General features: G+C 68.7%; 19 protein-coding genes and 1 tRNA gene. 13 read left to right on the top strand and 7 right to left on the bottom strand.

Features of this window, described 5'->3' with window-relative positions; translation table 11 throughout:
• The first annotated feature begins 63 nt into the window (after window positions 1–63).
• Genes AB0E69_RS25145 through AB0E69_RS25155 form a run of 3 tightly spaced genes read left to right on the top strand, consistent with a single transcriptional unit; the run spans window position 64 to window position 1779 of the window.
• Window positions 64–522: a M67 family metallopeptidase gene (locus AB0E69_RS25145; protein WP_360150645.1), complete on the top strand. Its 459-nt coding sequence runs from the start codon at window positions 64–66 to the stop codon at window positions 520–522.
• A gap of 1 nt (window position 523) precedes the next feature.
• Window positions 524–802: a MoaD/ThiS family protein gene (locus AB0E69_RS25150; protein ID WP_360150648.1), complete on the top strand. Its 279-nt coding sequence runs from the start codon at window positions 524–526 to the stop codon at window positions 800–802.
• Between the two features lie 29 nt (window positions 803–831).
• Entirely contained in the window at window positions 832–1779 is a 948-nt protein-coding gene (locus AB0E69_RS25155) for a cysteine synthase family protein (RefSeq protein WP_360150651.1), read from the top strand.
• A gap of 142 nt (window positions 1780–1921) precedes the next feature.
• Here AB0E69_RS25155 and AB0E69_RS25160 read toward each other — a convergent pair whose 3' ends face one another.
• Window positions 1922–2284, bottom strand: a complete 363-nt coding sequence (locus AB0E69_RS25160; RefSeq protein ID WP_360150654.1) for a hypothetical protein — start codon at window positions 2282–2284, stop codon at window positions 1922–1924.
• 167 nt (window positions 2285–2451) lie between these two features.
• On the opposite strand from AB0E69_RS25160, the gene murI reads away from it, so the two are divergent.
• The 3 genes from murI (at window position 2452) to AB0E69_RS25175 (ending at window position 7780) form a co-directional block, all read left to right on the top strand.
• Window positions 2452–3255: a glutamate racemase gene (gene murI, locus AB0E69_RS25165; protein WP_360150657.1), complete on the top strand. Its 804-nt coding sequence runs from the start codon at window positions 2452–2454 to the stop codon at window positions 3253–3255.
• 130 nt (window positions 3256–3385) lie between these two features.
• A complete protein-coding gene (locus AB0E69_RS25170) occupies window positions 3386–4132 on the top strand; it encodes an MBL fold metallo-hydrolase (RefSeq protein WP_360150660.1) in 747 nt (248 codons plus the stop codon).
• Between the two features lie 108 nt (window positions 4133–4240).
• Entirely contained in the window at window positions 4241–7780 is a 3540-nt protein-coding gene (locus AB0E69_RS25175) for a PQQ-dependent sugar dehydrogenase (RefSeq protein ID WP_360150662.1), read from the top strand.
• Window positions 7781–7957: 177 nt separating this feature from the next.
• Here the strand turns inward: AB0E69_RS25175 and AB0E69_RS25180 are convergent, their stop codons facing one another.
• The gene (locus tag AB0E69_RS25180; RefSeq protein WP_360150665.1) at window positions 7958–8785 is read right to left on the bottom strand and encodes an SAM hydroxide adenosyltransferase; all 828 of its coding nucleotides are present in this window, start codon (window positions 8783–8785) and stop codon (window positions 7958–7960) included.
• Window positions 8786–8938: 153 nt separating this feature from the next.
• Window positions 8939–10111 (bottom strand): Gfo/Idh/MocA family oxidoreductase, encoded by a 1173-nt coding sequence (locus AB0E69_RS25185; RefSeq protein WP_360150668.1) that lies wholly within the window; start codon window positions 10109–10111, stop codon window positions 8939–8941.
• A 169-nt stretch (window positions 10112–10280) separates the two neighbouring features.
• Between AB0E69_RS25185 and AB0E69_RS25190 the strand changes: the two genes are divergently transcribed.
• Genes AB0E69_RS25190 through AB0E69_RS25205 form a run of 4 tightly spaced genes read left to right on the top strand, consistent with a single transcriptional unit; the run spans window position 10281 to window position 13054 of the window.
• Entirely contained in the window at window positions 10281–11135 is an 855-nt protein-coding gene (locus tag AB0E69_RS25190) for an SGNH/GDSL hydrolase family protein (RefSeq protein WP_360150671.1), read from the top strand.
• Between the two features lie 10 nt (window positions 11136–11145).
• Complete coding sequence (rph, locus tag AB0E69_RS25195) at window positions 11146–11862, top strand: ribonuclease PH (protein WP_360150674.1); 717 nt, start codon at window positions 11146–11148, stop codon at window positions 11860–11862.
• Entirely contained in the window at window positions 11859–12464 is a 606-nt protein-coding gene (gene rdgB, locus AB0E69_RS25200) for an RdgB/HAM1 family non-canonical purine NTP pyrophosphatase (RefSeq protein WP_360150677.1), read from the top strand. The genes rph and rdgB overlap by 4 nt, the downstream gene beginning before the upstream one ends.
• A 2-nt stretch (window positions 12465–12466) precedes the next feature.
• Window positions 12467–13054 (top strand): hypothetical protein, encoded by a 588-nt coding sequence (locus tag AB0E69_RS25205; RefSeq protein WP_360150680.1) that lies wholly within the window; start codon window positions 12467–12469, stop codon window positions 13052–13054.
• Between the two features lies 1 nt (window position 13055).
• Here the strand turns inward: AB0E69_RS25205 and AB0E69_RS25210 are convergent.
• The 3 genes from AB0E69_RS25210 to bcp all read right to left on the bottom strand — a co-directional run bounded on the left by AB0E69_RS25210 (window position 13056) and on the right by bcp (window position 15641).
• Window positions 13056–13136, bottom strand: a tRNA-Leu gene (locus AB0E69_RS25210).
• A 44-nt stretch (window positions 13137–13180) separates the two neighbouring features.
• Window positions 13181–14815 carry a substrate-binding and VWA domain-containing protein gene (locus AB0E69_RS25215; protein ID WP_360150683.1) on the bottom strand — a complete coding sequence of 545 codons (1635 nt, stop codon included), beginning with the start codon at window positions 14813–14815 and terminating at the stop codon, window positions 13181–13183.
• A 358-nt stretch (window positions 14816–15173) separates the two neighbouring features.
• Window positions 15174–15641: a thioredoxin-dependent thiol peroxidase gene (bcp, locus tag AB0E69_RS25220; protein WP_360150686.1), complete on the bottom strand. Its 468-nt coding sequence runs from the start codon at window positions 15639–15641 to the stop codon at window positions 15174–15176.
• A gap of 69 nt (window positions 15642–15710) precedes the next feature.
• Between bcp and AB0E69_RS25225 the strand changes: the two genes are divergently transcribed.
• From AB0E69_RS25225 to AB0E69_RS25235, 3 genes are all read left to right on the top strand, one after another.
• The gene (locus tag AB0E69_RS25225; protein ID WP_360150689.1) at window positions 15711–16754 is read left to right on the top strand and encodes a glucose 1-dehydrogenase; all 1044 of its coding nucleotides are present in this window, start codon (window positions 15711–15713) and stop codon (window positions 16752–16754) included.
• A 67-nt stretch (window positions 16755–16821) separates the two neighbouring features.
• Window positions 16822–17085 carry a DUF3618 domain-containing protein gene (locus AB0E69_RS25230; protein ID WP_360150692.1) on the top strand — a complete coding sequence of 88 codons (264 nt, stop codon included), beginning with the start codon at window positions 16822–16824 and terminating at the stop codon, window positions 17083–17085.
• 41 nt (window positions 17086–17126) lie between these two features.
• Entirely contained in the window at window positions 17127–17420 is a 294-nt protein-coding gene (locus AB0E69_RS25235; protein ID WP_198682459.1) for a co-chaperone GroES, read from the top strand.
• 11 nt (window positions 17421–17431) lie between these two features.
• Here the strand turns inward: AB0E69_RS25235 and AB0E69_RS25240 are convergent, their stop codons facing one another.
• Entirely contained in the window at window positions 17432–18499 is a 1068-nt protein-coding gene (locus AB0E69_RS25240; RefSeq protein ID WP_360150695.1) for an amidohydrolase family protein, read from the bottom strand.
• Between the last annotated feature and the right edge of the window lie 12 nt (window positions 18500–18511).

Genomic DNA, 18511 nt, shown 5'->3' on the forward strand with positions numbered 1-18511 from the left:
CCGCATCGTGGACCGACCCCGCGGTTGGCGGGGCCGGTCACGCGGCCGCCGTACCGTGGAGGCGTGCTGGTCATCGAGAAGGCGACGTACGACGCGATCGTCGCGCACGCCCGGAAGGATCACCCGGACGAGGCGTGCGGCGTGGTCGCGGGGGCGGAAGGATCGGATCGGGCCACCCGGTTCATCCCGATGCTGAACGCGGCGATGTCGCCGACGTTCTACGAATTCGACTCGGGCGACCTGCTCCGGCTCTACAAGGAGATGGGTGAGCGCGACGAGGAGCCGGTGGTGATCTACCACTCGCACACCGCCACCGAGGCGTACCCGTCGCGGACCGACATCACCCTCGCCCAGGAGCCCGGCGCGCACTACGTGCTGGTGTCGACCCGGGACGGCGCGGACTCCCCGGCGTACGACGGGCCGGTCGAGTTCCGCTCGTACCGGATCGTCGACGGCGAGGTCACGGAAGAAGAAGTACGCGTGGTTGGTTCCTATGGAGAAACCTCAGAAGGAGAGCACTGATATGGCGATCGAGCTGCGCGTGCCGACGATCCTGCGCACCTACACCGGTGGCGAGAAGGCGGTCGACGGCGCCGGCGCGACCCTGGCCGAGTTCATCGACAACGTGAACGGGAACCATCCGGGCCTCAAGGAGCGCATCGTGGAGGGTGAGCCGGAGGAGCTGCGCCGGTTCGTGAACGTGTACGTGAACGACGAGGACGTCCGGTTCACCGGCGGCCTGAAGACCGAGGTCAAGGACGGCGACGTCGTCGTCGTGCTGCCCGCGGTCGCCGGCGGCTGAGCCCCCGACTCGCCGGAAGGACTGAACGGATGCGTTTCGACAGCCTGCTCGACTCGGTCGGCGGTACTCCGCTCGTCGGGCTGCCCCGGCTGTCGCCGTCGGCCGACGTACGGCTGTGGGCGAAGCTCGAGGACCACAACCCGACCGGCTCGATCAAGGACCGCGCGGCGCTGCGGATGCTGCTGGACGCGGAGAAGGACGGCCGGCTCCGGCCGGGCAACACGATCCTCGAGCCGACCTCCGGCAACACCGGCATCTCGCTGGCGATGGCGGCCAAGCTCCGCGGCTACCGGATGGTCTGCGTGCTGCCGGAGAACACCTCCGAGGAGCGCCGCCAGATCCTGCGGATGTGGGGCGCGGAGATCATCTCCTCGCCCGCTGCGGGTGGGTCCAACGAAGCGGTCCGGGTGGCGAAGCAGGTCGCCGAGGACCACCCCGACTGGGTGATGCTGTACCAGTACGGCAACCCGTCCAACGCGCTCGCCCACTACGACGGCACCGCGCGGGAGATCCTCGACGACCTCCCGTCGATCACGCACTTCGTCGCCGGCCTCGGCACCACCGGCACGCTGATGGGCGCCGGGCGGTTCTTCCGGGAGCACAAGCCCGAGGTGCGGATCGTGGCGGCCGAGCCGCGGTACGGCGAGCTCGTCTACGGCCTGCGCAACCTCGACGAGGGCTTCGTCCCGGAGCTGTACGACGCGTCGCTGATCGACGCGCGCTTCTCGGTCGGACCGCGGGACGCCGTCCGGCGGGTCCGTGAACTGCTCGACAACGAAGGCATCTTCGCGGGCATTTCCACCGGGGCGATCCTGCACGCGGCGCTCGGTCAGGCGGCGAAGTGCGTCAAGGACGGGGAGTCCGCGGACATCGCGTTCGTGGTCGCGGACGGCGGCTGGAAGTACCTGTCGACCGGCGCCTACGAGGGCACCATCGACGAGGCCGAAGACCGCCTCGAGGGCCAGCTCTGGGCCTGAGCGAGTTGCTGGTCCGGCAACTGCCTGCCGGGCGTGAGGGTGCAGCGGGGTGTGCCGGGGGTGAACCGGTCCGGCGGGCGGAGGGCCGGTCCGATCACTGCCCAGCTTGTTGCTCAGGGCATTCTTTTGTGGTGGGGCCGGCCTACGGTTCCTTGAACAGGATCCGGCGGCCGATCCGCGGGTGGACGCCGCGGCCCTTGCAGCTGCTGCACGGGCGCTGGGCGTAGCTGAACAGGCTGCCGTGGTGCCGGCCGGCACCCTTGCACCGACCGCACTTCGCGTTCGGGTGCAGCGACAGCGAGACGACGTACAACACGAACGCCGCCATCAGCACCAGCAGCATCATCCCGGTCGGCCCGATGGCCGACGCGACACTCGCCGCGGTGCTCGTGTTGGTCTCCGTGGCCTGACTCGCCGCCTGCCCTGCGGCAGTCACGTGGTCGGGCTGTGGAGTTGGTCCTGCGGTGGTGCTGATCAGCACCGCGATGTGGTGCGCCAGGCTCATGGCATCACGAGGGGCGGTCGAACAAACATCGCTCCAGAGTGGCCTGCATCACGTGAAAAGGCAATTCCATAACGTAAAGATGTGGACAACTCCGGCGTGTCGTTCCCCGTGGTTAGGTAAGGCTCCCTTCGCAACTGCCCGGAAACAGACTTGTATAAGCTTTTCCCGTGGCAGACGCACCGGTGGGGATCTTCGACTCAGGCTTCGGGGGACTCACCGTCGCCCGCGCGGTTCTGGACCAGTTGCCGCACGAACCGATCCTGTACCTCGGTGACACCGCCCGCCAGCCGTACGGGCCGAAGCCGATCGCCGAGGTCCGCGAGTACTCGCTGGAGTGCCTGGACCACCTGGTCGAGGCCGGCGTGAAGATGCTCGTGATCGCGTGCAACTCGGCCAGCGCCGCGATGCTGCGCGACGCCCGCGAGCGATACGACGTACCCGTGGTCGAGGTGATCCTGCCGGCCGCGCGCCGGGCCGTTGCCGCGACGCGGAACCAGCGCGTCGGTGTGATCTGCACCAAGGCGACGGCACAGTCGCTGGCCTACGAGGACGGGTTCGCGGCGGCGCCGCAGGTGGAGCTGTTCACGCAGGTGTGCGCGAAGTTCGTGCCGTTCGTGGAGGCCGGGGTGACGTCGGGGCCGGAGCTGCTGGAGGCGGCGCACGAGTACCTCGATCCGCTGGTCGAGGCCGAGGTGGACACGTTGATCCTCGGCTGCACGCACTACCCGTTGCTGACCGGCGTGATCTCGTACGTGATGGGTGACAACGTCACCCTGGTCAGCAGCGCCGACGAGTGTGCGAAGGACGTCTACAGCGTGCTGACCAAGACTGGTCTGCTGCGGCCCGACGATCTGCCGACGCCCGCGCACCGATTCGTGACCACCGGCAACCCGGCGGACTTCGCGTCGATCGGGTCGCGGTTCCTGGGGCCGGTGCTGTCCAAGGTCGACCAGTTCGCGTGGGTGCGCTGACTCCGGTGTGATCTGGGTCGCACCGCGGATGTTGTCGAAGGCACCGGTCGGCGGCGGATCGCCTGCCTGGTAACCCGATCGACGCGTCGGGGTCCTGCGAACCCGCGGACTCGCCGGTACTGTTCGAAGTATGAAGCTCACCGTGATCGGTTGCTCCGGGTCCGTACCCGGCCCGGACTCGGCCGCCTCGAGCTATCTGGTCACCGCCGACGGTTTCAACCTCGTCCTGGACCTGGGCAGTGGCTCACTCGGCTCGCTCCAACGGCATGTCGCGGTACCGGAGATCGGCGCGATCGGCCTGTCCCACTTGCATCCTGACCATTGCATGGACCTGTGCGGGCTGTACGTCGCGGCGAAGTACGCACCCGGGTCGCCGATCCCGCGGATCCCGGTCTACGCGCCGCCCGGGGCGGCGTACCGGATGGCGCTGGCGTACGACCTCCCGCTCGATCCCGGGATGGAGGAGGAGCTCGAATTCCACGTCTGGCAGGACTCTCAGACCGTCGGGCCGTTCACGGTCCGGACCGCGCAGATGGTGCACCCGGTGCCGGCGTACGCGATCCGGGTTGAGTACGGCAACAGATCCCTCGTGTACACCGGGGACACCGGGCCCAACGACGCCCTCGTCGACCTCGCCCGCGGGGCCGATCTGTTGCTGTCGGAGGCCGCGCTGGTCGACAACGATCCGGACAACCCCACCGACCTGCACCTGACCCCGGCCGACGCCGGCGAACACGCGAAGAAGGCCGGCGCCAAACGCCTCGTCATCACCCACGTTCCGCCGTGGTACGACCGAGCCACCCAGGCCGAGAACGCCCGCCGCACCTTCCCCGGCCCGGTAGAGGTGGCCACGCCGGACGCGACCTTCGACCTCTGACGATCAAACGTTCGACCATCTCGCCCCCCTTGCCGCGGTGATCCGATCGGATCAGACTGCACCCAGGGGCGGCACGCGGGGGAGCGTGGTGCGCAGGGGGTGGGGCAAATGGTACGTCGTCGTGTCAGCAAGCCGTTCGGGATCCTGCTGGCGCTCGCGCTGGCCGCTGTGGGTCTACTGGTGACGTCCGGTCCGGCCGTCGCGGCTGCACCGGCGTACGCCCAGGGCCGGGCCAAGGAAGTCACCTCTGGCACTGTGGACAGCCTGGCGTTCTCGTCCGCCAACACGGGCGGGAACCTGATCGCGGTGTACCTGATCTGGAACACGAACGCGTCGGTGACGCTGTCCGACAGCCGAGGCAACGCGTACGCCGCCGCGGCCCCGGTGACGCGGTGGAACAACAACACCTGGAGCTCGCAGGTGTTCTACGCGAAGAGCATCGCGGCCGGTACGAACACGGTGACGGCCACGTTCTCCACCGCCATCACCGCGTGGGCGGATCTGTACATCCACGAGTACTCGGGCCTGGACAAGTCCAATCCGCTGGACGTCACGGCCGCCGCGGTCGGCACCGCGAGCGCCATGAGCAGCGGTACGGCGACCACCACCAAACCGTCGGACCTGATCTTCGGCGCGGGCGCGTCCACCAGCAAGGTGAACACGACCGGCAGCGGGTTCACCGCCCGGCTCACCAGCTTCGGCAACCGGACCGAGGACCGGGTCGTCAGCAGTTCAGGCCCGTACAGTGCGACCGCCGGCCAGACCGGTACCGGTTGGGTGATGCACTTGGTGGCGTTCAAGAGCGACTCGACGCCGGCTGACACCATCCCGCCGACCGTGGCCGTCACCGCACCGGCGAACAACGCGTCGGTCAGCGACATCGTCACGGTTTCGGCGGATGCAGCCGACAACGATCGCGTGGCCGGCGTCCAGTTCCTCGTCGACGGCGCCGCGAACGGGCCCGAGGACACCGCGGCGCCGTACGCGCTGGTCTGGGACTCCCGCACGGTCGGCAACGGTGCGCACACCCTGGCGGCCCGGGCCCGGGACGCGACCGGCAACACGACGACCTCTGCCGTCGTCAACGTGAACGTCTCGAACACGAACTACTTCCAGAACGAGATCCTGGCGACCGGGTTCGACCTGCCGACGACCTTCGAGTTCCTGCCCGACGGCCGCATGCTCGTCGCGGAGCTGCAGGGCCGGATCAAGGTGCTGCCGCCGCCGTACACGACGCCGAGTCCGACGCTGTTCCTGCAGATCACGAACATCGGCCAGGCCGGGGTGCAGCAGGGCATCTACGACCTCGTGCTCGACCCTGCGTTCACGACGAACCATTACTACTACGTCTTCTACACCTTGGGATCGCCGAACCACGACCGGGTGTCCCGGTTCACCGCGAACGCCGCACTGGACGGCACGGTGCCGGGCAGCGAGTTCGTGCTGTACGAGGATCCGCAGACCGCGAACGCCGAGCACCACGGCGGCGCGCTGAACTTCGACAACGACGGCAAGCTCCTGTTCACAACCGGCGAGCACTTCGACCCGTCGGCCGCGCCGCTGCTCACCAGCCCGCGCGGCAAGGTGCACCGGATCAACTCCGACGGCACCGTGCCGACGGACAACCCGTTCTACGACGGTGCCGGACCGAACGTCGACTCGATCTGGGCCCGCGGCCTGCGCAACCCGTACCGGGCGTACTACGACCCGCCGACCGGCCGGTACTTCATCGGCGATGTCGGCGGCAACGATCCGTCCACCTCGAAGGAAGAGATCAACCTGGGCGTCCGCGGTGCGAACTACGGCTGGCCCGCCACCGAAGGTCCGTGCGCCGCGCCCTGCACCAGCCCGTTGCTGTGGTACCCGCATTCCGGCCGCGACGCCGCGGTCACGGGGGGCTTCGTCTACCATGGCACCGCGTTCCCGGCGGCGTACCGTGGTGCGTACTTCTACGCCGACTACGCGCAGAACTGGATTCGCGGCCTCACCCTGGACGCCAACGGCGCGGTGAGCGGCACCTTCAACTTCGAGCCGGCCGACGGCTCGGTGGACGGACCGTACGGCGACATCGTCTACCTGGCCGAGGGACCTGACGGCGCCTTGTACTACGCGGACCTGGGGTACTCCGACGACAGCGGCACCTTCGGCGTGAGCAAGATCCGCCGGATCAAGTACGTGCAGAACAACCAGGCGCCGGTGGTCAACGCCTCGGCCACCCCGACGTCCGGCCCGACGCCGCTGGACGTCGCGTTCTCCAGCGCCGGCTCGTCCGACCCCGAGGGGCAGCCGCTCACCTACTCGTGGACGTTCGGCGACGGTACGACGTCCACCGAGGCGAATCCGGCCCACACCTACACCACCGCCGGCGCGTACCAGGTCCGGCTGACGGTGTCAGACGGGGTGAACAGCTCGTTGTCGACCCCGCTCACGATCAGCGCCGGCAGCGTCCCGACGGCAACCGTCCTCGCTCCGACGGACGGTGCACACTTCCGCGCCGGGGACGTGATCACATTCAGCGGCGACGGCACGGATCCCGACGACGGCGCGCTGCCCGCGAGCGCCTACACCTGGAACATCGACTTCCTGCACGACGGTCACGTCCATCCCGGTACGCCGATCGCCGGCGTCACCAGCGGCACGTTCACGATCCCGTCGAGCGGGCACGACTTCAGCGGCAACACCCGGTACCGGATCACCCTGACGGTCCGCGACTCCACCGGTCTCACCGCGACGCAGTCGGTCACGATCTGGCCGGACAAGGTGAACCTGAGCTTCGACACCGTGCCGAGCGGACGAACGCTCTACCTCGACGGCATCGCCAAGACGACACCGTTCGTCTACGACACCCTGGTCGGGTTCAACCACACGATCGACGCGCGCAACCAGATCGTGGGCGGTACGTCGTACACGTTCGCGTCGTGGTCCGACGGTGGTGCGCAGCTGCACACCATCACGGTGCCTGCGACCGCCCAGAGCTACACGGCGACCTACACCGCCACGCAGGTGCCGATCGGGCTGGTCGGCGCGTGGGGCTTCAACGAGACGTCCGGTACGACGGTCAACGACACCTCCGGCACCGGCAACAACGGGACGATGTCCGGCGCGGGTGTCACCAGGAGCACGGCCGGCAAGTACGGCGGAGCCCTGTCCTTCAACGGCTCCTCGGGCAACGTGACCGTGCCCTACTCGGCCTCGTTCAGCTTCAGCTCCAGCTACACGCTCGAGGCCTGGGTCAAGCCGACCGCTCTGAGCGGATACCAGACCGTCTTGATCAAGGAGGTCACCGGCGGGTGCGCGTACTGGTTGCAGACGACCGGCAACCAGATCGCCTCCGGCTTCAGCAACGGAGGCTGCCGGGAATGGGTCAGCGGAACACCGACCCTGCCGCTCAACCAGTGGTCGCACCTCGCCGCTGTCTTCAACGACAGCGCGAACACGTTCACCCTCTACCTCAACGGCACGGCCATCCTCACCGCGACCACCACCCTCGCGCCGGTTCCCAACACGCAGGCTCTGGTCTTCGGCCAGTCCGCCTGCAGCGGCTGCAGCTACGAGCGCTGGCGCGGTCTGATCGACGACGTCCGGATCTACAACCGCGCGCTGGCCGCGACCGAGATCCAGTCCGATCGGGACACCGGGGTCAGTTAGGGTGTGTCTCCCAATCCCACGCCTACTGCGCTGCACTCGGCACGGCACCTCGCCGCACTGGAGCAAAGGCCACGATGGAAAAACATCGAGGCCTTCACTCCAGCACGCCGAGGCACCGCACCGAGCACATGCTCGCTACGGCGTGGAATTGGGAGACACACCCTAGGCGGCGTCTCCTTAGGCGGCGCACTCCACGGCCGTACGCCGCAGCGGGCTGTCGCCGGGGCGGAGCCCGAAGCGGCGGGCGGCCGAGCCGCCGCGGACGACCAGCTCGGCGAATCCGGTGCCCGAACTGCCGACGATCAGGCCGGCCGCACCACGCGGGACGTCGGTCAGGTGGCGGTAGCAGGCGACGTCGACGAGCTCCGTCGTACCGTCGTCGTTGCGGCGGACAACGGTCCGGGTGTCGCCGGGGGCGAAGTCCAGACGGCGGTCCAGTTTGCAGTTGCCGAAGTTGTCGACCACGGCAACGGCCGGCTCTTCGTCAACGCCGGCAGGGATCGCGGTCTCGGTCGACGGTACGGCGCGGCCGTCGGCGACCCACTTCGCCAGCAGCGGCAGGTACCAGAGGCTGCGGAACTGGGTGCCGGCGAGCTTCTCGATGTCAGCCGCGGAGAAGCCCGCGGCCGTGACCGCCTCGCGGATGTCGGTCACGTAGACGTGGTCGATGCCGAGCTCACGCCGTACCAGCGCCAGCGCCCGCGCGTTGAACGTGCTGGCGACCAGGTGTTCGCCGTACCAGAAGAAGCAGAACGGGACGCCGTTCGGCCAGGCACCGTCGCGCGGGGCAATGTTCAACAAGGTGATTGTTGGATGGCCGGACGTGCCGAGTGACTCCGTGGCGAGCAGGCAGTCCAGCAGGGTGAGTGCGGCGAACGACTCCGGATCGGGCCCGTCGGCGGCGACGATGGTCGGTGGCTGGCCGAACAGCGCGCCGATCCGGGTGCTGAGTCTGGCGCGGGCGTTGCTGTCGAAACAGTCGGTGATGTAGGTGATCGGGTACATGGCATGGCTCCCAGAGAAGTGGTTGCAGGCAAAAGAAAGAGGCCCCCGATACAGGGGGCCTCTCGCTGCAAGCACAGGTGCCTACGCCGCTAGAGTCCTCCGCATCGAGGGCTCAGCATTCGCATGGCGGCGTACCGGGTCACGAGAAGGAGCTTAGCGCACCTGTCCGTTGTCGAAGTACTCCACCAAAGCAGGGTCCAGCGCTGGGATGTCCTGCGGTACGCCGTTCGCCCGCAGGGACTGCGTAGCGGCGTACCCGGCGGCCACCGCGGCCCGGGCGGCCACTGGTGAGGTCAGCGTGGCCCCACCGTCCCGCACGAACCGCACGAATTCCGCCACCAGGTGCGGGTCGGCGCCACCGTGGTGGTCCGTCTCGCCCGAGATCTCCACCACCTGGTCGGCGTCCTCGCGGTAACCGGAGCGGCGGCTGTTCCACACCTTGACGACCCCGCCGGCGGTGTCACCGAAGTTCTCCAGCCGGCCGTGCGTACCGATGACCGTGTAGTTGCGCCAGTAGTCCGGCGTGAAGTGGCACTGCTCGTAGTTCATCAGGACGCCGTTGTCTAGCAGCAGGTTCACCTGCGAGATGTCCTCGACGTCCATCACCGGCGCAAGCCCCTTCTGCTCCAGCGGCGGCCAGTTGTCCTCGGACACGAAGTCCCTGAAGCGCTGGCCGGACCTGTCCTGCCGGTCCGTGATCCCGCCGTACAGCGTGAGCGCACCCATCGCGTTGACCCGCGTCGTGTACCCGCCGGCCAGCCAGTGCATCACGTCGATGTCATGGGCGCCCTTCTGCAGCAGCAGCCCGGTGGTCCGGCTGCGGTCCGCATGCCAGTCCTTGAAGTAGAAGTCGCCACCGTGGCCGACGAAGTGCCGGCACCAGATCGCCTTCACCTCACCGATCGCCCCGCTCTGGATCAGCTCCCGCATGGTCAGCACCACGGGCATGTGCCGCATGTTGTGGCCGACGTACAGCCGGGCGCCCGAGTCGTACGCCGCCTGCAGCACGCGGTCGCAGCCCTCGGTCGTGATCGCCAGCGGCTTCTCCACGAACACGTTGACGCCGGCGCTGAGGAAGTCGACCGCCGGGCCTTCGTGCAGGTCGTCCGGGGTGGTCAGGAACACCCCGTCGAGCTTCTGGTCGAGCAGCTCGGCGTGGCCGGCGTACGCCGTGGCGTCCGGGTACTGCTCCAGGGCCGCGGAGCGCTGCTCGGCGGCGGGGTCGGCGACGGCCACGATCTCGGAGCCTTCACCAGGCCGGTGCGCGTACTGCGCGATGCGGCTCCGGGCCCCGAGGCCCACCACACCGAACCGAAGGTTGGTCATGCAAGTCACTCCTGCACATAGTTGTTTGTAACACCCTAACTCCGAGCATTTCCGATGCTCAACGGCGATCTCACTCCCGGCGCCGGTTGCGCAATGCTCGGTTGGTGTTGACATGACGGCAACCTCGGACACACCCGGATCTCGCTCCGTGCGCTCACCATGGCGGAATGTGAGCCTCCACTACGTGGCACTGGGGGACTCGACCACAGTTGGGGTCGGGGACCCGATGAACGGCAGCAGCACGACCGACCTTTCCGGTGCCGGCGCGCGCCCGGGCCAAGGGTGGCGGGGCTGGGCCTCGCTGCTCGCCGACGCCCTGGGCAGCTCCCACCGTGTGACGTTCTCCAACTTCGCGACCAGCGGCGCCACCGTGCCGATCGTCGCGACCGAGCAACTGCCCGAGATCGGTACCGGTCCGATCGACCTCGCCTCGCTGATCGTCGGGGTGAACGACACCCTGCGGTCGACGTTCGACGCGGGGCGGATCCGGGACCACCTGGACCAGGTGGCGGAGGACCTGACGTCGCGCGGCGCCCTGCTGCTGACCGTCCGGTTCCACGACCACGGCCAGGTGTTCGGCCTGCCGAAGTGGCTGCGCCGGCCGCTGTGGAACCGGATCGAGCAGGTCAACCTGGTGTTCGACGACCTGCACGCCCGGTTCGGTGGGATCAGGCTGGACATGGCCGATACGCCGGAGGTGTACCGGCGGGACTTCTGGAGCGTCGACCGGCTGCACCCGGGTGAGCTCGGGCACCGCAAGCTGGCGCGGGCGTTCGCGGACGAACTGGTCCGGCGGGGCCTGCGGATCGACGTACCGCCGCAGCTGGACTGTGCGTACCGGCCGCCGAGCAAGTGGGCGGACGCGCTGTGGCTGGTCCGCGAGGGCGTGCCGTGGGTCGGGCGCCGCGCGAACGACCTGCTGCCGTGGGCGGCCCGGATGGCCGTCACGCAGTTCAACCGGACTCCCAGCCCGCTGGTGTTGCCCCCTTCGGCCAATGCGGAGGTCCAGCGCCTGGAGGCATAGGGTTTGGGCCATGGCCCGTATCGATGGACGTACCGCTGACCAGCTCCGCCCGGTGAAGCTCACCAGGAACTGGCTCGACCACGCCGAGGGCTCGGTGCTGGTCGAGTTCGGGAAGACGCGGGTGCTGTGCGCGGCGAGCGTGACCGAGGGCGTGCCGCGGTGGCGCAAGGGGTCCGGGCTCGGCTGGGTCAGCGCGGAGTACGCCATGCTGCCGCGGTCGACCAACACCCGCTCCGACCGGGAGTCGGTGAAGGGCAAGATCGGCGGCCGGACGCACGAGATCTCCCGGCTGATCGGGCGCTCGCTGCGGGCCGTGATCGACTACAAGGCGCTCGGCGAGAACACGATCCTGCTCGACTGCGACGTGCTGCAGGCCGACGGCGGGACGCGGACCGCGGCGATCACCGGGGCGTACGTCGCGCTGGCGGACGCGGTGACCTGGCTGCGGGAGCGGAAGCTGCTGAAGAGCGAGCCGCTGACCGGGACCGTGTCGGCGGTGTCGGTGGGGATCATCGACGGCGCGCCGATGCTCGACCTCTGCTACGAGGAGGACGTGCGAGCCGAGACCGACATGAACCTGGTGATCACCGGCGAGGGGAAGTTCATCGAGGTGCAGGGCACGGCCGAGGGTGCGCCGTTCGACCGCGCCGAGCTGGACAGCCTGCTCGAGCTGGGTACGTCGGGGTGCGCCGAGCTGGCGAAGCTGCAGCAGGAGGCGCTGGCGTGACCCGAGTTCTACTTGCCTCGAACAACCAGAAGAAGCTCGAGGAGCTGCGCCGGATCCTGACCCCGATGGTGCCGGGGATCGAGGTGCTCGGGCTGGGCGACGTACCGCCGTACGACGAGCCGGCCGAGACCGAGCCGACGTTCGAGGGCAACGCGCTGCTGAAGGCGCACGCGGCGCTGGCGGCGACCGGGTTGCCGTCGATCGCCGACGACAGCGGGATCTGTGTCGACGCGCTGAACGGGATGCCGGGCGTGCTGTCGGCCCGCTGGTCGGGTCCGGCGAAGGACAACCACGCGAACAACCTGCTGCTGCTGGGTCAGCTGGAGGACGTGCCGGACGAGCGACGGGGTGCGTCGTTCGTGGCGGCGGTCGCGTTCGTGCAGCCGGACGCCGCGGACGAGATCGTGCGTGGGGAGATGCGCGGCTCGGTGATCCGTTCGCTGCGCGGGACCGGCGGGTTCGGCTACGACGTCCTGTTCCAGGCCGAGGGCTACGACCGGACGACGGCCGAGCTGTCCGTCGAGGAGAAGGACGCGATCAGCCACCGCGGCAAGGCGCTCCGGGCGCTGGCCCCGATCGTGGCGAAGGCGTTAGGGGAGTAATCATGTTGTTCGCAGGAAGTGATCGCGACGGCGTCGCGGAGGGCAAGATCACCGTGGCGTACCGGCGCTGGGCCGAGCCACGGGTGGTCGAGGGCCGGATCTACCGCACGAACGCGGGCCGAATCGAGATCGACAGCATCCGCCAGGTCAACCCCGACCTGATCGCGGACACCGACCCGGAACTCGCGCAGGCGGACCGCCAGAACGCGAAGGACGTCCGCCGCAGACTCCGCGGCGACGAGTCCCAACCCACGTTCCTGATCCGCTTCCACCTGGTCGAAGGCCCGGACCCGCGCGAGCAGCTGGCGGCGCAGTCCACCCTCACCCCAGCGGACCTGGACGACGTGAAGACCCGCCTGGCCCAGTTCGACCAGTCCCACCACGGCCCCTGGACCACCGAAACCCTCCGCCTGATCCAGTCCAAGCCGGCCACCCGAGCAGCAGACCTGGCCGCATCCGTAGGCCGCGAAACAGCCCCCTTCAAACTGGACGTCCGCAAACTCAAGAACCTGGGCCTGACCCACAGCCTCGAAGTCGGCTACGAACTCTCCCCCCGCGGCCAGGCCTACCTGGCCACCCTCGACGACTAGGTACCAGAGACGGGATTTGAACCCGCACGCCCGGGGGCACCGGCACCTAAAGCCGGCGTGTCTGCCGTTCCACCACTCTGGCTGGGGAGTGCTCCCCTAGGAGGGACATCCTAGGGGAGCTTGACGTCAGCGGCTTTGGAGGGCGTCGATGAAGTACGTCTTGAGGTCGTTCGGGTTGGTGGCGACGTAGGCCTGGCCGCCGGTGGCCTGGGCCAGGGCGCTGAGCTCGTCGGCGTTGACCTCGGGGCCCATGCCCAGCGCGATGATGCGGACCGGACGGCCGGGGTCCTGCAGGCCCTGGAGGGTCTTGACCGTCTGGGCCAGGGTCGGGCTGTTCGGGTCCTCGTTCTTGCCGTCGGTGAACAGCAGGACCGAGTTGACCGCGCTCTGGTCGTAGTTCCGCTTGACCGCCCGCACCGCCGCGATCGCGGTATCGTACAGGCCGGTGCTGCCGCCGGGGACCGGCTTCTGGATCTTCAGGTTGGCGGTGATCAGCCCGCGCTGCCGTTTCGACAGCGGCGCGATTTTCACCAGTTCCTTGAAGTCCGCGCCGTCCGGGGTGAGGTTCGTCGAGAACGTCCACAGGCCGAGCGACGCGGTGTCCGGGAACAGCGTCAGACCGGTGGTCGCGGCCTCGATGGTGAGCTGCATCCGGGTCGTGTTGCCGACCTTGTCGCCCATCGAGCCGGAGATGTCGATGACCGCCAGCGAGTGCGTGGACAGCGACAGCCGGGTCCAGTTCTGCAGCGCGATCTCGACCGCGCTCGCGGTCGGCTTGGTCAGCTGGTTGACGTCGCCGACGCCACGGCCACCGCTCAGGGGGCTCAGGGTGCTGTCCCGGAAGCCGGCCTGGTCGCGCGCCTGCTGCGACGCGTCGGTCAGCAGCTCACTGGCCAGCGCCTGCGCCGCCGTCTGCACCTGCGTCGGGTCGGACTTGGTGGTCACGACGATCGGGTAGTCCAGCGGGAGCGTCCCGGTGGACGGCAGGACCGCCCGGAGCTGCGTGTCCGGGTGTGCGTCCTGGTACTGCACCCAGCTCTGCTCCGACGCCGGTACGACGATCGGGCTGCCGTCCTGGTCCGCCCGGCTGAACAGCGCGTTGACGTCGGTGAACGGCTTCGGCATCGAGCCGAGGTGCTGCGCCAGCGGCACGATCAGCCCGTTGACCAGGTCGTCGGACGTCGACGTCTTCACCCGCTCGGCCTGGAGGGCCAGCAGGGTGAGAGCACCGGGTGAGGTGCTCAACGGGTCCAGCAGACCCGTCTGGGGAGTCAGCGACCGCAGCCAGGACGAGGTGTCGGCGAAGTTGGTCCGCCGGCCGACCAGCACCAGCGGCGAGCCGGCGACGGAGGGTACGGCGATGGTCGGAACCGACTGCCCGTCGTCCGCCTTGGCGATCCACAGCGACGAGTCCGGCACCCACAGGTCCGGCCGCGTGTCGGAACCGCTCGCGATGTCGCGGGCGACCTTGGACGACGCTGCCGGGCTGATGGTGAACTGCAGGCACGGGTTGCCGTCCTTACCGCCCTTGCTCGCGATCGACTTGGCTGCAGCCTCGAGTGACGGCTGCATCTCCGGTGTCGTCGCGAGCTGGATCTGGGTCGGGTCGTCGCACGACTTGCTCCCACCGAGGAACCCGTCGGCGCCGGATTCCGACCCGAAGGAACGGACCACGAAGACGGCGCCCAGCGACACCACCAGTAGTCCGACCGCGGTGATGTACACCGACCGGCGGTTGTTGTTGGTGTTACTTCGCGTCACCGCAGAGGAATGCTTTCCCATCGCGGTACGTCCCTCCCTCCCAGAGGCTCACTGCGCGCGCAGATTACCCGGTTTCGGCAGGTCACGGCGAAGGCGGCAACCATTCTTGACACAGCTGTGGTTGGACGCCGACGGCCCCGCGAGTACTGCTCTTTCACAAGAACGCTGTAAAACTCACGGATCGTGTCCAGGTTGTCGCAGCGTGCTGAGCAGATCGTGTGACGTAGATCACAGCAACGACTTCGCTCAAACGACCGTTCCATGGACCGTGATCATGAAACGGTCGAAGGTTTCCCTCCGGGGGCGGAGCTGACAACGTCGCCTTTTCACCATGCCGTCATGGAGCAGACACCATGCTTCAGAGCCCGAGGTCGCGGCGGAGCTTGGCGACGTGCCCGGTCGCCTTCACGTTGTACTGCGCGACCGCGACCTTCCCGTCCGGGTCGACCACGAACGTGGACCGGATCACCCCGGTCACCTTCTTCCCGTACATGGTCTTCTCGCCGAACGCGCCGTACGCCTCGAGCACGGTCTTGTCCGGGTCGCTGAGCAGCGGGAACGTCACGCCGTCGCGCTCGCGGAACTTCGCCAGCTTGGCCGGCTTGTCCGGGGAGATGCCGAGGACGGCGTACCCGGCGGCCTGTAGTGAGTCGAGCGAGTCGCGGAAGTCGCAGGCCTGCTTCGTGCAGCCCGGCGTCATCGCGGCCGGGTAGAAGTAGACGATCACGTTCTTGCCGCGGAGGTCCTTCAGCGCCACGTCGTTGCCGTCGGCATCGGGAAGGGTGAAGTCGGGTGCGGTGTCTCCGACGGACAGACGTTCGGACATGGGTGCCCTCCAACCAGGGTTCGAATGCCGCAATGCTACGTGCGGGAAGGGCCCGGTTAGCCTGAGGCCATGCGGGCCATGACTGTCACGCCGGGCAAGTCCGACTCGGCGCGAGTAGGTGAGGTTTCCGAGCCGCCCGAGACGGACGGCTCCGTGCTGGTGACGGGCCTGCTGACCGGTATCTGCGGTACCGACATCGAGCTGGTCTCGGGAGCCTTCGGCAGCGGCCGAGCCGGCTCCGACCACCTCGTGATCGGCCACGAGTCGCTCGGCCGGGTGCTGGACGCGCCGGTCGGCTCCGGCTTCGCGGCGGGCGACCTGGTCGCCGGCGTGGTCCGCCGACCCGACCCAGAGCCCTGTCCGGCCTGTGCGCGCGGCGAGTGGGACTTCTGCCGCAACGGCCGGTACACCGAGCGCGGCATCAAGGAGATGGACGGGTACGGCGCGGAGCAGTGGCGCGTCGACCCGTACTTCGCCGTACCGGTGCCGGCCGCGCTAGGACTCCTCGGCGTACTCGTGGAGCCGGCCAGCATCCTCACCAAGGCGTGGGAGCAGGTCGACCGGGTCGGTGCGCGCTCCTGGTACGGCCCGGAGCAGGTGCTCGTCACCGGTGCCGGTCCGATCGGTTTGCTCGCTGCACTCATCGCCAGCCAGCGCGGGTACGGCGTACACGTGCTGGACCGCATCGAGGACGGGCCGAAGCCGGAGCTGGTGCGTGCCCTCGGCGGGACGTATCTGACTGACCTGCGGGAGCTGGACGTCGTGCCGGACGTCGTGATCGAGGCAACCGGTGTCGGGCAGCTCGTGTTCGACTGCGCCGAACTACTGCCACCGGCAGGGGTCATTTGCCTGGCGGGGATCCACCCCGGCCCAGCGTCGGTCGACGTACGGCTGGATGCACTGGTCCGGCAGCTCGTCGTACGCAACGCCGCCCTGGTCGGCACGGTGAACGCGGGCAAGCGGCACTACGCGGACGCGGTCGACGTACTGCTCGCGGCGGACCGGACGTGGCTGGAGCGGCTGGTGACCCGGACCGTGCCGCTGTCCGACTGGCCGTCCGCGCTGGTCCGGGAACCGGATGACATCAAGGTGGTCGTGGACTTGCAGGGGTGACCTGCGAGGATGGGTACATCGGAGCCTTCCGGGGCTCCGGCCGGTCGAACTGAAGGGAGCGCCGACGATGTCGGACACGAAGGCTCGGACCGCCGAGCAGATCGAGGCGGACATCGCCGCCACCCGGGCCCGGTTGGCGTCGACCGTGGACGAGCTGGTCGACCGCGCGAACCCCAAGAACGTCGCCCTGCGCCAGGTCGAGCAGGCCAAGGCCCAGGTCTTCGACGAGAGCGGCCGGCTGCGCACCCAGAAGATCGTCGCGGTCGCCGGTGCGGTGGCCGGTGTCGTCGGGGTCCTCCTCGTGGTCCGGCGGCTGGTGGGTCGCCGGTGACTCCTCGCAAGCGCATCGCCGACGACAAACTGCCGATCCGGATGCTGCACGACCGGGTGCTGGTGTCGCTCGAGCAGGAGGGCGAGCGGAAGTCGTCGGCCGGCATCCTGATCCCCGCCACCGCCCAGATGGGCCGCCGCCTGTCCTGGGCGAAGGTGGTCGCGATCGGTGCCAACGTCCGGACCGTCGAGGTGGACGACCGGGTGCTGTTCGACCCCGAGGACCGCGCCGAGGTCGAGGTCCGCGGCGACGACTACATCCTGCTCCGCGAGCGCGACCTGCACGCGGTGGCCGCCGGTCGCCTCGAAGACGGTCAGACCGGCCTGTACCTATAGCCCGTAGAGACCTATAGCCCGTAGAGCCGCAACGCGTTCTCGCGGCCCCACATCAGTGCCACCCGCTCTGCGTCGGCGGCCGACCACAGGTCCTGACTGATGAAGCCGTCCAGCACGGTGGCCAGTGCTTGCCGCCAGATAGCAGCGCCCAGGTAGTGGAGCTCCGGTGGGCCGGCCGCGTCGGACGAGTACAGGAGCTTGGCGAACGGCGCGAGCTCGAGACCCTCGGCCAGTACGGCGGCGGCACGCGCACCGACGTACATCGTGCTGAGGCCGAGGTCGAGGCTCACGTGCGGGAAGACGTGCGCCAGATAGCCGGCCTCGCGGTGGAACGGGTAGCAGTGCAGCAGGACGACGTGTGTGCCGAGCGGCTCGATCTGTCGCAGCCACTCCGTCAGTAACAGCGGATCGGCGCTCCGCAGGTCCAGATCGGGGTCACCGAAGCCCACGTGTAACTGCAGCGGTAGTCCACGACGCGCACCGAGCCACAGCAACCAGCGCAGCAGCACCGGGTCGGTGACTCGCGCGGGCACTTGGGCGTACCAACGATCCAACGCAGCCAACACCTCAGCACCAGTCGGCTCGGTCGGGTCGAAGGCGAAGCCGTGCCGATAAGCCACGATGCTCTTCAGCCCCACCGCACCAGCAGTCCGCTCCGCCAGCCGCTGTGCCAGCGCATCCGGTACGGCGGACACGTCGGACTCGTGCGCAGCGACGTACTCCAGCTCCGACTCGAGCCGGACGACCTCATGTGTCCGTGCGACCTCTGCCAACGCAGTCACGTCACCCAGATAGCCGGTGTCGACCAAGAAGTCACTGACACCGGCCGCTCTGAGGAACACCTGGTCGTCCCGCGCGGCCATGTACTCGTCAGCCGAGGCATGTGGCTCCAGCCCAACCAGTGGAGCGCAGTACCGCCGGATCGCGAACCCCAGCTGCGAGTCGAACGTCGACATCCACGAGGGCACCGGCCGGTCCGTCTCGGTGATCAGCTGCTCGAACGCGGGCCGGTCGAGTGGGCCAGACACCACGCCGTGCACATGGTGGTCGACCAGCGGCAGGTCAAGCTGCACGGTCACCGCCCCCTTCAG

Origin of the sequence: Kribbella sp. NPDC026611, from assembly GCF_040638345.1 — a bacterium.
GTDB lineage: Bacteria > Actinomycetota > Actinomycetes > Propionibacteriales > Kribbellaceae > Kribbella.

Coding starts and splice junctions, on each gene's coding strand:
- AB0E69_RS25150 (WP_360150648.1), top strand. CDS start 524: ATGGCGATCGAGCTGCGCGTGCCGACGATCCTGCGCACCTACACCGGT.
- AB0E69_RS25155 (WP_360150651.1), top strand. CDS start 832: ATGCGTTTCGACAGCCTGCTCGACTCGGTCGGCGGTACTCCGCTCGTC.
- AB0E69_RS25160 (WP_360150654.1), bottom strand. CDS start 2,284: ATGAGCCTGGCGCACCACATCGCGGTGCTGATCAGCACCACCGCAGGA.
- AB0E69_RS25170 (WP_360150660.1), top strand. CDS start 3,386: ATGAAGCTCACCGTGATCGGTTGCTCCGGGTCCGTACCCGGCCCGGAC.
- AB0E69_RS25175 (WP_360150662.1), top strand. CDS start 4,241: ATGGTACGTCGTCGTGTCAGCAAGCCGTTCGGGATCCTGCTGGCGCTC.
- AB0E69_RS25180 (WP_360150665.1), bottom strand. CDS start 8,785: ATGTACCCGATCACCTACATCACCGACTGTTTCGACAGCAACGCCCGC.
- AB0E69_RS25185 (WP_360150668.1), bottom strand. CDS start 10,111: ATGACCAACCTTCGGTTCGGTGTGGTGGGCCTCGGGGCCCGGAGCCGC.
- rph (WP_360150674.1), top strand. CDS start 11,146: ATGGCCCGTATCGATGGACGTACCGCTGACCAGCTCCGCCCGGTGAAG.
- AB0E69_RS25205 (WP_360150680.1), top strand. CDS start 12,467: ATGTTGTTCGCAGGAAGTGATCGCGACGGCGTCGCGGAGGGCAAGATC.
- bcp (WP_360150686.1), bottom strand. CDS start 15,641: ATGTCCGAACGTCTGTCCGTCGGAGACACCGCACCCGACTTCACCCTT.
- AB0E69_RS25225 (WP_360150689.1), top strand. CDS start 15,711: ATGCGGGCCATGACTGTCACGCCGGGCAAGTCCGACTCGGCGCGAGTA.
- AB0E69_RS25230 (WP_360150692.1), top strand. CDS start 16,822: ATGTCGGACACGAAGGCTCGGACCGCCGAGCAGATCGAGGCGGACATC.
- AB0E69_RS25235 (WP_198682459.1), top strand. CDS start 17,127: ATGCTGCACGACCGGGTGCTGGTGTCGCTCGAGCAGGAGGGCGAGCGG.